The sequence below is a fragment of the Sarcina sp. DSM 11001 genome (assembly GCF_900101015.1).
Classification (GTDB): Bacteria; Bacillota; Clostridia; order Lachnospirales; family Lachnospiraceae; genus CAG-791.
The window spans coordinates 1-14,035 of record NZ_FNFZ01000014.1 but is presented as its reverse complement, the minus strand read 5'-3'; the positions used below and the strand labels follow the sequence as shown (position 1 = coordinate 14,035).

Sequence of the window (14,035 nt, the reverse complement as noted above, 5' to 3'; positions counted from 1 at the left end):
GAAAAAAACATAAAAGTATCTCCAAAGAGATATAACACACTATATCTCTTTAGAGTCATACTGTCAATAAAGCAGGTGATCTCGGATTGGCTTGATACGTCAATCATGGCATCAGCGGTTACAGACTCATCTGAAGCTGCGTCACAGCGTGGCTGTCCGGTTTTTTCTTCTTGGTGTGGACAGAAAAGCATGCACAGAATAAAATATTAGCGACACCTAACATTAACCATGATATCTATAGACGTTTTGGGATTGAGCCGCTAACATTCCACTGAATGCGGCTTAATATATCATCATTGATTTAGCGAGACTGGCAAGAAGGAGAGTGTAGATGTTCTGGGATCAAGTGGCAGTCGTGTATGACGTCTTTGTCAATATCATCAACAGGAAAACACATAAGGAGCTGAGGCAGATCGTGTCGGTTCTGATTGAACCCGGGGATGATGTTCTGGAATGTGCCTGCGGAACCGGTCTGCTCAGCGTTGTGATTGCACAGAAAAGCGGGCGGCTTACAGCGACAGATTTCTCCGCAAAAATGCTGAAGAGGGCAGAAAAGAATTGTGCTGCCTTTCAAAATATCACTTTTTCAAAGGCTGACATCACCGCACTGGCCTTTCCGGACTGCAGCTATGATAAGGTCGTGGCAGGAAACGTGATCCATCTGCTGGACAATCCGCTGACAGCCCTGGGCGAACTGAACCGGGTCTGCAAAGACGGCGGAATGCTGATCATCCCGACATATATGAACAAAAACTCCAAAGGAAAAACAAGCGGATTTGCAGCTACTGTCGGAAAAGCCGGGGCGGATTTCAAACGACAATTTTCTGTGGACAGCTACAGACAGTTTTTTCTGGACGCAGGGTATTCAGATGTGCAGATCATATTGGCCGACGGGCGCATTCCCTGCGCTGTGGCCGTCATGACGAAGGAGAAAGATCATGACCAGACGAGAACAGATAAAAAATGCCTATAAGCTGACGGGCGGTCATGCCGGCTTCTATGACGGGATGATGACGTATTCCACGCTTCCCGGAAAGGCGATCTGCCGGATCGTCTGGAACATGGACGGAGAAAAAAATCTTCGATATCTTGAAAAGGCCTTGTCCGGCATTCCGGAAGACTTTTCAGGAAAGCTGCTGGAGGTCCCGGTCGGGACCGGTGTACTTATCATGCCTGTTTACCGGGAATTGCCGGATGCAAATATCACCTGTCTGGATTATTCGGAGAATATGATGGCGTCAGCACAGGAAAAGGCCAAGGCTCTCGGGATCAGGAATATCAACTTCCTGCAGGGGGATGTCGGTGCTTTGCCCTTTGAGGATGAAAGCTTCGATATAGTGCTGTCCCTCAACGGCTTTCACGCCTTTCCGGACAAGGAGGCCGCTTACCGTGAAACCTTCAGGGTGCTGAAGCCGGGCGGGACTTTCTGCGGATGCTTTTACGTCCGGGGCGGCTGTAAAAGGACAGACTGGTTCATCCGGCATCTGTATCAGCCGAAAGGCTTTTTCACACCGCCTTATGAAACCGAGCAGAGCCTGCGCAGGCGTCTCTCAGGGCTTTACAAGGAAGCAGAAGTCACCATGGTGCAAGGGATTGGGTGCTTTCGCTGCAGGAAATAATACTTTGTAAGTCAAATGACCTCTCCGGCATTAGATCAGCAGAATCAAATACTTTGAAAGAACGACCGGCGCATTAAAAGTCATAGGAGGTATGACATTGCGATTCGATGAAATGGGAAACAGATACGGAAAAATACTGATGCTGCTCCCGGGAACGGCTTGCGATTATCAGACGAACTTCGGGACAGTCTTAGAGCGGCTGGGGGAGAAGTATCACCTGATCTGTGTCAATTACGACGGATTCGACGGCAGTGACCTGATCTTCCCCGATATGATTACGGTCACCGAGAAAATAGAGCAGTATATTAAGGACAACTACAACGGAAAGATCGACGGCGCGATCGGCTCGTCCTTGGGGAGCACCTTTGTGGGACAGCTGATCCAAAGGGAAAATGTACACATGGATCACGGCATTTTCGGAAGCCCTGACCTTGATCAGAGCGGGAAATTCAGTGCATGGCTGCAGTCAAAACTGGTCGTTCCGCTTCTGACCAGCTTTACAAAGAGCGAAAAGAAGAAGGCAAAAACCAGAGAGAAGCTCAAAAGCTTTTTTAAGATGAACGATGAGACGGCCGACCGGTTCATGGCTTGTTTTTCCAAATTCAAGCCGGAATCCATCAGGAACGAATACTATACCGATCTCCTTACGCACCTGAAGGATGACATTCATGTAGAAGGCACAAAAGTGCATTTCATCTATGCGAACAAGATGGGCGAAAAGTACCTGAGGCGATATAAGAAGTATTTCAGGGATCCGGATATCCGGGAGTTTGATATGCAGCACGAACAGTGGCTTTTCGGCGATGAACAGTATACAGTTCCTGTACTGAAGGCTATTGATGAGTTCATGGAGATGCCGGCAGAATGAAAAAAGCTATTGACTAACGAACGAACGTTAGGCATAATGGAAGTGTAATTCAGCATTACTACTATTTTGGAAAAGGGCGATGAGCATGGAAAAGAGCAATACACGGGAAGAAATATTGGAGGCAGCGCTTGACCTGTTCGCTGTCAACGGATATGAAGCAACCAGTATCTCGCAGCTCGCCGATGCGGTAGGTATCCGTAAGGCATCCCTTTACAGCCACTTTGCCAATAAGCAGGATATTCTGGATACTGTTGTCGAAACCGTTCTCAAAGGATATGCAGACCATTCGATTTTTGTACGCGCTGACTGGGATGATCCGGAATTCATAAAAGATAAGACCGGTATGACTGCAGAAGATGTGGCAAAACTCATACAGGGACAGATGCGCTATATCCTGCATGATCCTCACATCAGCAAGGGCAGAAAATTGCTCATGATTGAGCAGTTCCGCAATGAAGAACTGGCGGAACTCCAGACCAAGCAGAACTATGAAGATGTGCTGAACTATTTTATGGGAATGATGCGCTTTCTGATCCGCCAAGGAACCTTGAAAAATGCAGACACCGAGATTATGGCTGCGCAGTTTTCGTCCCCGATCACCGTCTGGATCAACCTGTGCGACCGTGAACCGGAGCGGGAAGACGAAGTAATGGAACTGGTCAGGAAACATGTAATGCAGTTTTTTGAAATCTATCGGAAATGAATCCTTTTGAATGAGGTTTTAAAATAGCCGGGCAGACCGGAGACGGCTGACCGGTTTTCTTTCACGCATTAGGCTAACGAACGATAGGACGCCGGGGAGGGATCGGCGATGAAAAAATTAGTATTGTATATCCCCGGCAAGGGAGGCTGCGCCGGAGAGAGTGAACACTATAAACCATTGTTTCCTGAGTGCATAGTAATCGGCTTGGATTATCAGACCTTTACACCGTGGGAAACCGGGAAGGAAATCCGGGAGGCGGTCACTAAGATGAATACTGAATATGACTGTATTACACTGATCGCCAACAGTATCGGCGCATTTTTCAGCATGAATGCCGGGATCGATGCGATGATCCGCGGTGCATTCTTCATTTCCCCTATTGTAGATATGGAGAAGCTGATCTTTAACATGATGTCCTGGGCCAATGTAACGGAGAAGGAACTGGAAGAGAGAGGTGTGATCCCCACTTCGTTCGGCGAGGATCTGTCCTGGGAGTACCTGTGTTATGTACGTGAGCACCCTGTCTGCTGGACAGTTCCGACCAGGATCCTGTATGGCAGCCGGGATAACCTGACATCCCATGAAACGATAAATGCGTTTGCAAAGACTCATAGCGCAGAATTAACAGTGATGGAAGAAGGAGAGCACTGGTTCCATACGGATGAGCAGATGCGATTTCTGGATCATTGGATCATAGAAGGAAGGAGCAGTACGCTGCCATCGTGAAGAGCGATATGTAATTTGGAGCAATGAAAGCGAGTCTGAAAGTATTCTTTGAAAATCCTTTCTGGGTTGGTGTTTTTGAACGTATCGAGGATGGAAAGCTGTCTGTATGTAAAGTGACTTTCGGCGTGGAGCCAAAGGATTATGAGGTCTTGGAATACGTCCTGCAGCACTACTTTGAACTGGTCTTCAGTCAGGCTATCGAAACAGAAATAAGACAGGCGGCCGACAATCCCAAAAGAAGAAGCCGGAATGCGAGAAAGCAGCTGGAGAACATGGGTATAGGGACGAAATCTCAGCAGGCTCTTCAAAGACAGCGGGAAGAAATGAAAAAGGAGCGCAGACAGACCAGCCGGGAAGAACGGGAGATGGAGGCGCAGCGCCGATTTGAAATGAAACAGGCGAAGAAAAAGGAAAAGAAACGGGGACATTGATGGCAAACGCAATAACGATCTTCAGAATGGCAGCCAGTATAGTCCTGCTGTTCTGTCCGGCCTTTTCGCCTGCCTTTTATGTGTTTTACATGATGGCCGGGTCGTCTGATATGCTTGACGGATTCATGGCGAGGAAAACAAATACGGCCAGCAGGTTTGGGGCAAGGCTGGATACGATAGCAGATTATGTGTTTGTGATCGTGAGCCTGATCAAGCTGCTGCCGGTGATACGTATTCCGATTTGGCTGTATGTATGGATCGGACTCATTGCCCTTATCAAGGTTATAAATATCATTTCCGGATTTGTCGTGCAGAAAACATTTGTGGCAGTCCATTCGGCGATGAACAAAGCAACAGGCCTTCTGCTGTTTCTATTGCCGCTGACGATTCCTGTTTTCCCGCTGAAATACTTTGCCATTGTCGTCTGTGCTGCAGCAACATACGCCGCAATTCAGGAAGGCTATCTGATCAGGACAGGAGAACTCACTGGTAAAGGAGGATACGGGCATGGATAGTATGACCGCGCTTGTCAGCACCTTTGCAAGGGCGTACCACTATATAAACAACGATACCCGGGTGTTTTCGGATCCTTTCGCAGAGAAAATGCTGACGGATGAGGAATATACCGCGATTTCGCAAAATATGAGCCAGGGCATTACCTTCTTTGCTCCTGAGTTCCATGGAACCCGGGAAGAAGCTCTGCGGTACATTGTTGACCATCAGCTTGCACCATCTGTTCTGGCCCGTAGTGCGTTTTGTGAGCGTGCAATCGGGAATGCAGTAAGAATCGGGTGCGGACAGGTAGTGCTGTATGCTTGTGGGTATGATACATTTTCTCTGCGAAATCAGCATAAGGAGTTGAAAATCTATGAGCTGGACAGGTCTGAAATGATTGAAGACAAGATGCGCCGCATAAAACAGACCGGCACCCGGCCGTCTTGTCAGGTTGAATACATAGGGTGCGATTTATCCCAACCGTCCTGGAAGGAAGAATTGTTTAACAGGGGCTTTGACTGCAATAAGCCGTCCTTCGGAAGCCTGCTCGGTATCAGCTATTATCTTTCAAAAGAGGAGTGGGGGTGTCTTATAGGGTCGATCTCTTCGGCTGCGTGTGAAGGGTCGGCCATCTGCTTTGACTATCCACTCACAAAAGGCGGTGCGGAGAGCCGGCGCAGCCGGGAGCTTGCTGCTGCGGCGGGCGAACCGATGAAAGCGAAGTATTGCTATGATGAAATGGAAGCATTGCTTTCGAAAGCGGGATTCCTGATTTACGAACACATGAATGCAGCCGAGGCGACGGAAGCTTTTTTCCGGGAATACAACCAAAAAAACGCAGAGCGTAGCATGACAGCTCCGGAAGGCGTAGGCTATTGTCTCGCCGTGAAGAACTTTGCAGGCTGAAAACGATGAATTTGAAGGCTATCCGGGGATTGAGTAAATGCGGCAGAATCCAGCGTTACTGTATCTCAAATAATCGGGGAGGAAAAACATGAACGTAACTTACGAAAAGAAAGACGCAATGACCTTGATCGGATACCATACGGAGATCCGTCCGGAGGAAGCTTATCAGAAATGTCCGGAATTCTGGGACAAAGAATACGCGGCAAAATATGCACGGCTCTGGCAGACGATGAAGCCGGAGAATGCTGTGGAGAAAGCGATCCTTGAAAACAGGATCGGCCTGTTTTCAATCTGCGCAGACTCTGAAAATGCGTTTACATACTGGATCGCAGGTCTGTATCAGGGCGGAGACGTTCCGGAAGGACTGGAACTGTACTCTTTCCCGGCAAGCGAGTGGGCGGTTTTTACAACCAAAGGACCGATGCCGGATTCCCTGCAGACGCTGAATACGGCGGTCTGGCAGGAGTGGTTCCCGAATGAAGGGCAGAAGTACCACGCAAATGGAAACGCAACACTGGAGGTGTACTCCGCCGGGAATCCGCAGTCGCCGGATTACGAATGCGGGATCTGGGTGCCAATCAGCTGCGGATGAACACGGGGGATGAACACGGGGACGGTCCTTTTGTTTCGAAATAAACATAGGGACAAAATAAACATAGGGACAAAATACACACGGGGACGGAAACAAAAGGACCGTCCCTTTTGGTGCACGTCCCTTTTGGTGCAAGGAGGTACGGTTGTAATGAGTAAAGCTCTTGTCGTAATCGACATCCAGAACGACATTACGAAGCACTACAGGGATATCATCGACAATATCAATGCTGCCATTGACTGGGCTGTGGAGCTGGAAATGACGGTTATCTATATCAAGCACAACAATCTGTCCCCTGGTACGCGGACATTCAAACCAAATACCAGGGGTGCGGAACTTGCTCCGGAACTGAAGGTGGTGTCGAACCATATCTTTGTTAAAACAAAGTCCAATGCGCTGACCAGCGGAGATTTCTCGGAGTACATCCGGGAAAACGGAATCGACGAGTTTTATATCACCGGCGCGGATGCTACAGCCTGCGTGAAATCCACTTGCTTCAATATGGCCAGAGCGGGCTATACGGTGCATGTCATATCCGATTGCGTGACGAGCTACAATCTGAAGAAGATGCCCGAGATGCTTGCCTATTACGCAGATAAGGGCTGCGAGATCGGGACGCTGAATGATTGGCAAAACTGCCCTTCGCCTATTTAATGTACCGTCTGTTTATGAAATCGGTCATGAGAAAGAAGTTTCCGAGCGAAGGATGGGACATCCGATGGGTCTGCTGTTTCTACTGCCGTTGACGATACCCGTTTTCCCCTTGAAATACTTTGCGATTGTCGTCTGTGCTGCAGCAACATACGCCGCAATTCAGGAAGGCTATCTGATCAGGACAGGAGAACCCGCCGGTAAAGAAGGTTACGAAACAACTTGCGCACTGAGGAGAATATCGGATATGAATGAATATACTGCATATTGCGGTCTGGACTGTGAGGCGTGCCAAGCCCGTCTCGCAACCGTGAATAACAATGACGCACTGCGTCAGCGAGTCGCCAGAGAGTGGTCAGAGTTGAACGGCGTGGAGATTACGGCTGAGATGATCAACTGCTCCGGATGCCGGGTCCCGGGAGTGAAAACACCGTACTGCGATTCCCTGTGCCCGATCCGGCAGTGCGCAATGGGAAAACAGATGGAGACGTGCGGTGAATGTCCGGAAATGAATTCCTGTGAAAAGCTTTCGATGATCACAGGAAACAATGCGGATGCACTTCGCAGGCTGAAAGAGCAAGAATAATAGCAATATGGATATTAGCGGAATTAAATACTTTGGGATGGTTCTTCGCCGGGAGAAAGTAAAAAAAGTGAAAGTATGCCCTTGACTCTCACACTGTGGCAGGCATTAAGCTTGACGTGAGCTCAAAAAACAGCAACAGGAGGTACCGCCATGCTGAAAATAGGAGAATTTTCGAAACTGTCCAGAGTCAGCGTCAGAATGCTCCGCCACTATGATGAGATCGGCCTATTGAAACCAGCCAAGATCGATCGCTTCACGGATTTCCAGGCATGACACGAATCGTATCATTGATGTGACAGTACGTTTCTTTCCTTCTTTATGGGTCTCTGCTACTTTCGGATTGCCGACAGGCAATACTTTTTGAAAGGACGAAGGGAATATGAAGGAAAAAAGAGATCTGCTGAATGGAGGCGGGTTAATCGGTGCGTTTGCCCTGTGGACTGTCATGATCCAATGCATTGATGTGCAGGCGGTTGGGCAGAATGGAACAAGGATAGGTTTTGCCGCTTTCAATGTGTGGTTTCATCAGCTGACCGGTGTACATATGACGATTTATACGATCACGGACTGGCTGGGACTTGTACCAATCTTTATCTGTCTGTGCTTTGGTATGCTGGGATTTGTGCAGTTGATCAGGAGAAAGAGCCTTCTGCGGGTCGATCCGGATATCATCCTGCTGGGCATTTACTATGTTCTGGTCATATTTGGATACCTGTTCTTTGAGATGGTACCGGTTAACTACAGGCCGATCCTGATAGAAGGACACCTGGAGGCATCCTATCCGTCGTCTACCACACTGTTGGTGCTGAGCGTCATGCCGACACTGCAGTTCCAAGTGGACAGGAGAGTTGAAAATTCGCTGATCAGAAGAGTGACTGCGGTGTTCGTGATTGCTTTTTCAATATTTATGGTTATCGGAAGACTGATATCCGGCGTCCACTGGGCAAGTGATATTGTCGGTTCGATACTATTGAGTACAGGTTTGTTTTTTCTTTATCGGTCATCTGTTCTTCTTGCTGACGGGAAAAGAGCAAAACAACACCCGGGGGAGTCTGTAAATGGAGTTCAATGAAAAACTGCAGGAACTACGAAAGAATAAGGGGCTTACGCAGGAACAACTGGCTGAGGCTCTGTTTGTTTCAAGGACGGCAATCTCCAAATGGGAATCCGGGAGGGGATATCCGAATCTGGATTCCCTGAAAGAGATTTCCAGATACTTTTCGGTAACGATCGATGACCTGATCTGCTCAGAAGAGATCATTATTGCCGCAGAAGACGAAAAGAGGGCGTGCATCGATAAATATATCTCTTTGATCTGCTGCACATTGGATACCCTTATGGTGCTTTTGTTGTTTTTACCGGTGTTTGGAAACAGTGCGGATACTCCGGCTTCGGTAACATTGTTTGAGAGCACAGGCCTCAGTTCCTGGATTAGAATCGTGTTTGCGGTCTTGATCGGTGTGACGGTTTTGAACGGGATTTGCGGGATCATCATCGGCCGTTTTGACAAACCAGTCTGGAATCATCACCGGCTCGTCACCGGAATGGTGTTATCTATAACGGGAGCAGCGGTTTTCATCATGACCCGGCAGCCGTATGCGGGCATCCTGTGTTTGGCTATGCTGGTCGTGAAGGGGCTGCTGATTGGGAAAGGAAAAGGGGTATCATGATGGAATCGGAGCGGATCAGAATCTATCCTGCGAGCAGGGAACAGATGGAGAAGAACATTGCTGCTGAGGCGGACGAAGACACCCGGAAGGCGTATGAAGAAATGCTTGAAGGCTGTCTTAATCACCCGGAGCAATGGGAATGGTATGCAATGTGGATAATAGAGAAAACAGATGGATCGCATATCGGGGATCTCTGCTTTAAGGGCATAAAAGCTGACTGTAACCCTGAGATTGGATATGGCATTCTGGAAGAATACCGGGGACAGGGCTTTGCCACGGAAGCGGTAAAACTGGCGCTGCAATGGGTGTTTCGGCATCCGGAGGTAAACGCCGCAGAAGCAGAAACAAGTCCGGAGAATTCGGCATCGGAGAGAGTATTAATGAAGTGCGGCTTCAGACCAACCGGTGAGATTGGTGAGGAAGGCCCCAGATATATTGTGAGGAAAACAACGATGAATACAAAGAATTATTTGATACGACTAGAGAAAAAAGAAGATTACAGAGCGGTCGAAAACCTGGTAAGGGAATCTTTCTGGAATGTTTACCGTCCGGGATGCAGTGAGCATTACGTAATTCATGTACTCCGGGATGATCCTGCATTCATGAAAGAGCTGGATTTCGTCATGGAAATGGACGGAGAGCTGATCGGACAGAATATGTTCATGAAGACGATCATAGAAGCGGATGACGGCAGGACAATTCCAGTTCTTACGATGGGGCCGATCGGAATCACACCGGAACTGAAGCGCAGGGGGTTCGGAAAGGCTTTACTGGACTACTCTTTGGAGAAAGCTGCCAGGATGGGCTTTGGAGCTGTTCTCTTTGAGGGTAATATAGGCTTCTATGGCAAGAGCGGCTTTGACTACGCGAGTAAGTTCGGGATCCGGTATCATGACCTTCCGGAGGATGCGGATTCTTCCTTCTTTCTTTGCAAAGAACTGAATCCGGGATATCTGGAAGGCATCACCGGAGTGTACCAGACGCCGCAGGGATATTACGTGAACGATAATGACGTGGAGGAGTTTGACAAAGGATTCCCGCCAAAGGAGAAGCAAAAGCTGCCCGGACAGATTTTTGGATAAACGTAATGTAAACAAGGGGACGGAAACAAAAGAACCGTCCCTTTTGGTGCCCATAGCTTCTTTCATTGCATATGTGACGAAAGGCGACAGAGACAATCCCGGAGAGATAGATCACCCATACAGGGGAAGATAAGAAGCAACCGACGTGCTGTATAAAGACAAGGTCACGCATGTTTCAAAAAAGTAAAGCAACGGAGACGCCGAAAGAGAAAAGATCTCCCGGCCTATGAAGACCGGGAGGTTATTTTTGTGTTTGAGCAATTTACAGTTTTCCCTGTGCCTCGAACCTTTTGTGCAGATCCAGGATATGACGGAGTTCCTTCAGGACGCCCAGGTCGGAGAAGGAACGCTCGACGATGTCCGCCGCGTCCTGCATCTCAGAACGGGCATTTGCTACAGTTGCAGCAACACCTGCCTCATGGAAGGCAGGGAGATCATTCAGGTTGTCTCCGAAATACACTGTCTCCTCCTGACCGATTCCGAGATATTCCTGCAGGAGTGCGAAGGCTTCGCCCTTACCGGCCTCTTTGGCAAAGATATCCAGCCACTCAGCTCCAGAGATTGTCATGGACAGATTTCTGGCGCGGATGGACTGGTCAAGTCCTCTGGTTGCCTTCTCCACATTGGGGTGATGAACCGCTATTTTGATGATGTTGTCAGTCGGGATCGCAGTCAGGTCATCAACGTTCTCGACGGCGTAGCGGTAATTATTGCTCATCATCCTGGCTACAGGTGTTTCGGTTCCCTCGATCCAGCTGACGTCCGGGCCTTCGACGACGATCTCTGCGCCCTCTATGGTGCGCAGCCGCTCGACGAGCGGCAGATACAGTTCCGGATCGATCTTCCAGCTGTGCAGGACGCGGTCCCTGGTGCGGATGACAGTTCCGTTGGATGCGATGAAATAAATGTCGTCCGCGACCGGTTTGAAGAGTTCCATCATACTGTGGTACTGCCGCCCGCTGCAGGCGCAGAAGATGATCCCCGCCTCCTTGAGTTCCCCGATCACATCGTAGTATGCAGGGTCGATTTCATGGGAACCCTCCTTTACCAGGGTTCCGTCGATGTCACTGGCGATTAGTTTGATCATAAGCTTTTAACCCTTTCTTGTTAAATCCCTGTTTGCCTGACAGGCTTATAAGAGTATATTATCATATGCTTTTATTGAATGGCATACTGTTCAAGATATCTTTCCTGTACTATCCATTGGAAGATCGACAATGCTGTGTCATAATCCATGAAATCATTCCGGTTATCAGCTTTTTCCAGGTGTTTGACAAGCCCTGCGTTCCCTTGTTTTGCAGGCCGTAAAAACCCTGTTTTTTACCTTATTTTGTGATCTTCACGCTCTTGACTGGGCACCAGGCAGAGAAGTATTTGGTGCTGTCCACGGTCTTGAATGTGCGGATCCGGACGTAATAGGTCTTGCCCTTTGTGAGGCCGGCGATCGCTTTGGACACTGTTGAAGCGCCCGAAATGGTCGCCGACTTGTTCCCGGTCTTAAAGGTCTTGTCCGGACAGTACTGGACCTGATAGCCGGTCGCTTTGGCGTTTTTGCCCCAGTTGACCGTCATCTTTCCTGTTCCGCTGTTGGCCAGAGAACTGATCGCCGGTCTGTCCATCCGGTAAGCCGTAACGCTCGCTGAGTGCGTGCTCCTGCCGGTAACAGAGGCGCTGGCGATGATCTTGTAGACATACTTTGCCCCGTTGGCAGTGGCCTTCTTGTCCGTGTAGGTTACGGTGGCGCCATCTCTGATGGCCACGATCTGGGTGTTGCCGCGGAAGATGAAGTAAGCGTTCGCGCCGGCGACCTTCTTCCAGGTCAGCCTGATGCCGGCAGCCTGGTTATCCGCTTTAAACGTAGATGTTGCGGCGGGGACAACTCTGATGGTGACAGCTTTGGAGACGGCGTTGAAGTCGGATGTCTTCGCCGCGGTCACCGTGATCTTGACCTTGCCGACCTTGACGGCCTTGACAGTGCCGGTCTTGCTGTCCTTCATTTTAACAGCAGCCAGACTGTCGGATGCAGACTTGAACGAGATGCTTCCCTTTGTGCCGGAGACTTTGATGGCTGTTGTTTTTCCGACGTCGATCTTTGTGGCATCCACGGTCAGCCTGATCGACTGGTCAGCCTTTGCAATGGTGAATTTCTTCGTGACCGTTCCCTTATAGTTGCCCTTGCCGGAGACCTTCACCGACGCGGTCCCCGCGTGGACGTTGTCGCTGTAGGTTACGGAGTAATCCGTTCCGGGGACGAGTTTCTTTCCGCCGTGTTTTACTGTGACGGCAGGTTTCTGGGATCTCCCGTTATAGGTATAGGTGTCGGAAGCAAGCGTCACATCGGCAGAGGCAAGCGCCGCCCTGTCGATGATGAAGGAGGTGATCGCCCCTCCGGTATAGTCCCCTTTTCCTAGCAGGAGGATGGAGTACTCGCCTGCATTTTTGAATGCATCACTGCCGCCTAAACGAATCAGTTCATAATCGGTGCCTGCTGTCAGTGTTTTTCCGTCGCAGACGACCTCAGGCGTCTGGTCCGTTCCGTTGTAGACCGCCCTGTTTACGGATGTCAATTTCACATCGGTGAGTTCCGGCAGGCTGTCAGCTTCCTCTGCCTTATCGGTGATATCGATATGGGTATCGTAGAAGTCTTTTACTGCAAGAGTGTCATGCAGAGCATCTCCGTCCCCATCCGTATCCGCGATGTCACTGATTTCACTGATGTCCATATACTTCAGGGAGATACTGCCCGCATTGTCCGCGCTGACGGTGAAAGACGTGCTGCTGATAGGGATATTCGCGTCGAACAGCGTCTCATACTTTGAAGTGATAAGGCTGATCTCCCCGAGAAGATCCTTCGTCTCGATCTCACGATAGCCGCCGGTCTCCGTCGCAAAAGCGACCGAGACCAACTCATTTTGTTCGAACACCAGCAATACTGCTGCTGTAGTTCGCACGCAGGATCTGTTCCAGATTATAGGTCGCCATTCCGGCGCTGGTCTCCAGATTAGAGCCGCATAAATACAGCATGACCGTGCGCTCTGCTTCAGGTTCTGCCTCGTCTGCGTAAGCAACTCCTGAAGCACCGCAGAGCATCAGTGTCAGCATCGCGATCAATACGAAAAACTTCTTCATTATGCTATCCTTTCTTTGTCTTGATGGCACTGTAATTTATTGTTTCGATCAGTTCATTTTTATCCATAATGAAACCTATACAATACAGCTGGAGGTAACGCCGGCGGAAAGTGCCTCCGTTCGATGATAATACACGATGAAAAACCGTGCAGGTGAATACGAAATTATAGGCAAGCCTGATTCTTCGAGTATACCACAATTTAACTGTGAAGACAGCGGTACTATGTTTTTCCTGTCCTGATCATCTGGTATTTATTCTTCATCGCGCAATACCCGCGAGTGAGTCTTGAAGATGTGTTCTTCAGAATCTTTTTTTCAAATCCTCTAAACAACTTCAGCCTTGGTGGGGGTAAGATGAGTAAATCTGTATTTATTCATCGTTATTCTCCCGGGCTTATTTTTTTGCTCTTTACAGTGGGAACGCAACCGCGTCCGAGTAAAGCTTTTTCAGGATATCAAGGAAGGTTTTCAGACTGTCTCTCTGGTCTTCTTTATGGGTGCATAGAACGCAGGAGAAGCCCTCCTTGCAGTCGAACGGGATCCACGCGAACTGTCCGCTGTGGTCGTTTAAGAAGCC

At 49.1% G+C, this 14,035-nt stretch carries 17 protein-coding genes and 1 pseudogene; 15 read left to right on the top strand and 3 right to left on the bottom strand.

Translation table 11 applies throughout. From position 1 onward, the window contains the following. Positions 1-331 precede the first annotated feature (331 nt). The 15 genes and pseudogenes from BLT02_RS08870 to BLT02_RS18235 all read left to right on the top strand — a co-directional run bounded on the left by BLT02_RS08870 (position 332) and on the right by BLT02_RS18235 (position 10,329). Positions 332-973, top strand: a complete 642-nt coding sequence (locus BLT02_RS08870) for a class I SAM-dependent methyltransferase (RefSeq protein ID WP_092993970.1) — start codon at positions 332-334, stop codon at positions 971-973. Beyond that, positions 939-1,619, top strand: a complete 681-nt coding sequence (locus tag BLT02_RS08865; RefSeq protein ID WP_092993967.1) for a class I SAM-dependent methyltransferase — start codon at positions 939-941, stop codon at positions 1,617-1,619. The genes BLT02_RS08870 and BLT02_RS08865 overlap by 35 nt, the downstream gene beginning before the upstream one ends. Positions 1,620-1,716: 97 nt before the next feature. Beyond that, positions 1,717-2,487 carry a 2-hydroxy-6-oxo-6-phenylhexa-2,4-dienoate hydrolase gene (locus BLT02_RS08860; RefSeq protein WP_242869748.1) on the top strand — a complete coding sequence of 257 codons (771 nt, stop codon included), beginning with the start codon at positions 1,717-1,719 and terminating at the stop codon, positions 2,485-2,487. Positions 2,488-2,566: 79 nt separating this feature from the next. Next, a complete protein-coding gene (locus BLT02_RS18100) occupies positions 2,567-3,190 on the top strand; it encodes a TetR/AcrR family transcriptional regulator (protein WP_092993963.1) in 624 nt (207 codons plus the stop codon). Between the two features lie 108 nt (positions 3,191-3,298). Then, positions 3,299-3,916 carry an alpha/beta fold hydrolase gene (locus tag BLT02_RS08850; RefSeq protein WP_092993959.1) on the top strand — a complete coding sequence of 206 codons (618 nt, stop codon included), beginning with the start codon at positions 3,299-3,301 and terminating at the stop codon, positions 3,914-3,916. Positions 3,917-3,939: 23 nt separating this feature from the next. Beyond that, positions 3,940-4,347 carry a YjdF family protein gene (locus BLT02_RS08845; RefSeq protein ID WP_092993956.1) on the top strand — a complete coding sequence of 136 codons (408 nt, stop codon included), beginning with the start codon at positions 3,940-3,942 and terminating at the stop codon, positions 4,345-4,347. Beyond that, entirely contained in the window at positions 4,347-4,862 is a 516-nt protein-coding gene (locus BLT02_RS08840) for a CDP-alcohol phosphatidyltransferase family protein (protein ID WP_092993953.1), read from the top strand. The genes BLT02_RS08845 and BLT02_RS08840 overlap by 1 nt, the downstream gene beginning before the upstream one ends. Beyond that, on the top strand, positions 4,855-5,748 hold the full coding sequence (locus BLT02_RS08835) for a class I SAM-dependent methyltransferase (protein ID WP_092993950.1): 894 nt from the start codon (positions 4,855-4,857) through the stop codon (positions 5,746-5,748). Before BLT02_RS08840 ends, BLT02_RS08835 begins: the two co-directional genes overlap by 8 nt. Before the next feature lie 88 nt (positions 5,749-5,836). Further along, positions 5,837-6,340, top strand: a complete 504-nt coding sequence (locus BLT02_RS08830; RefSeq protein ID WP_092993947.1) for a GyrI-like domain-containing protein — start codon at positions 5,837-5,839, stop codon at positions 6,338-6,340. Between the two features lie 150 nt (positions 6,341-6,490). Beyond that, positions 6,491-6,994, top strand: a complete 504-nt coding sequence (locus tag BLT02_RS08825; RefSeq protein WP_092993944.1) for a cysteine hydrolase family protein — start codon at positions 6,491-6,493, stop codon at positions 6,992-6,994. Positions 6,995-7,238: 244 nt separating this feature from the next. Further along, entirely contained in the window at positions 7,239-7,577 is a 339-nt protein-coding gene (locus BLT02_RS08820; RefSeq protein WP_092994163.1) for a DUF3795 domain-containing protein, read from the top strand. Between the two features lie 150 nt (positions 7,578-7,727). Beyond that, positions 7,728-7,844 (top strand): annotated as a pseudogene (locus tag BLT02_RS08815) (MerR family DNA-binding transcriptional regulator); the annotation flags it as partial. Between the two features lie 112 nt (positions 7,845-7,956). Continuing rightward, complete coding sequence (locus tag BLT02_RS08810; RefSeq protein WP_092993941.1) at positions 7,957-8,649, top strand: phosphatase PAP2 family protein; 693 nt, start codon at positions 7,957-7,959, stop codon at positions 8,647-8,649. Continuing rightward, the gene (locus BLT02_RS08805) at positions 8,636-9,247 is read left to right on the top strand and encodes a helix-turn-helix domain-containing protein (RefSeq protein ID WP_092993938.1); all 612 of its coding nucleotides are present in this window, start codon (positions 8,636-8,638) and stop codon (positions 9,245-9,247) included. The genes BLT02_RS08810 and BLT02_RS08805 overlap by 14 nt, the downstream gene beginning before the upstream one ends. Then, the gene (locus BLT02_RS18235) at positions 9,244-10,329 is read left to right on the top strand and encodes a GNAT family N-acetyltransferase (protein WP_347474923.1); all 1,086 of its coding nucleotides are present in this window, start codon (positions 9,244-9,246) and stop codon (positions 10,327-10,329) included. Before BLT02_RS08805 ends, BLT02_RS18235 begins: the two co-directional genes overlap by 4 nt. Before the next feature lie 262 nt (positions 10,330-10,591). Here BLT02_RS18235 and BLT02_RS08790 read toward each other — a convergent pair whose 3' ends face one another. The 3 genes from BLT02_RS08790 to BLT02_RS08780 form a co-directional block, all read right to left on the bottom strand. Further along, on the bottom strand, positions 10,592-11,416 hold the full coding sequence (locus BLT02_RS08790; RefSeq protein WP_092993935.1) for an HAD family hydrolase: 825 nt from the start codon (positions 11,414-11,416) through the stop codon (positions 10,592-10,594). A 238-nt stretch (positions 11,417-11,654) separates the two neighbouring features. After that, positions 11,655-13,253 carry a fibronectin type III domain-containing protein gene (locus BLT02_RS08785; protein ID WP_139187509.1) on the bottom strand — a complete coding sequence of 533 codons (1,599 nt, stop codon included), beginning with the start codon at positions 13,251-13,253 and terminating at the stop codon, positions 11,655-11,657. Continuing rightward, entirely contained in the window at positions 13,237-13,458 is a 222-nt protein-coding gene (locus BLT02_RS08780; RefSeq protein ID WP_092993929.1) for a hypothetical protein, read from the bottom strand. The genes BLT02_RS08785 and BLT02_RS08780 overlap by 17 nt, the downstream gene beginning before the upstream one ends. Positions 13,459-14,035: the final 577 nt, after the last annotated feature.

What these genes read in the sequence shown, in the direction of transcription:
- BLT02_RS08870 (WP_092993970.1), top strand. Translation starts at nt 332, where the DNA reads ATGTTCTGGGATCAAGTGGCAGTCGTGTATGACGTCTTTGTCAATATC.
- BLT02_RS08865 (WP_092993967.1), top strand. Translation starts at nt 939, where the DNA reads ATGACCAGACGAGAACAGATAAAAAATGCCTATAAGCTGACGGGCGGT.
- BLT02_RS18100 (WP_092993963.1), top strand. Translation starts at nt 2,567, where the DNA reads ATGAGCATGGAAAAGAGCAATACACGGGAAGAAATATTGGAGGCAGCG.
- BLT02_RS08850 (WP_092993959.1), top strand. Translation starts at nt 3,299, where the DNA reads ATGAAAAAATTAGTATTGTATATCCCCGGCAAGGGAGGCTGCGCCGGA.
- BLT02_RS08845 (WP_092993956.1), top strand. Translation starts at nt 3,940, where the DNA reads ATGAAAGCGAGTCTGAAAGTATTCTTTGAAAATCCTTTCTGGGTTGGT.
- BLT02_RS08840 (WP_092993953.1), top strand. Translation starts at nt 4,347, where the DNA reads ATGGCAAACGCAATAACGATCTTCAGAATGGCAGCCAGTATAGTCCTG.
- BLT02_RS08835 (WP_092993950.1), top strand. Translation starts at nt 4,855, where the DNA reads ATGGATAGTATGACCGCGCTTGTCAGCACCTTTGCAAGGGCGTACCAC.
- BLT02_RS08830 (WP_092993947.1), top strand. Translation starts at nt 5,837, where the DNA reads ATGAACGTAACTTACGAAAAGAAAGACGCAATGACCTTGATCGGATAC.
- BLT02_RS08825 (WP_092993944.1), top strand. Translation starts at nt 6,491, where the DNA reads ATGAGTAAAGCTCTTGTCGTAATCGACATCCAGAACGACATTACGAAG.
- BLT02_RS08820 (WP_092994163.1), top strand. Translation starts at nt 7,239, where the DNA reads ATGAATGAATATACTGCATATTGCGGTCTGGACTGTGAGGCGTGCCAA.
- BLT02_RS08810 (WP_092993941.1), top strand. Translation starts at nt 7,957, where the DNA reads ATGAAGGAAAAAAGAGATCTGCTGAATGGAGGCGGGTTAATCGGTGCG.
- BLT02_RS08805 (WP_092993938.1), top strand. Translation starts at nt 8,636, where the DNA reads ATGGAGTTCAATGAAAAACTGCAGGAACTACGAAAGAATAAGGGGCTT.
- BLT02_RS18235 (WP_347474923.1), top strand. Translation starts at nt 9,244, where the DNA reads ATGATGGAATCGGAGCGGATCAGAATCTATCCTGCGAGCAGGGAACAG.
- BLT02_RS08790 (WP_092993935.1), bottom strand. Translation starts at nt 11,416, where the DNA reads ATGATCAAACTAATCGCCAGTGACATCGACGGAACCCTGGTAAAGGAG.
- BLT02_RS08780 (WP_092993929.1), bottom strand. Translation starts at nt 13,458, where the DNA reads ATGAAGAAGTTTTTCGTATTGATCGCGATGCTGACACTGATGCTCTGC.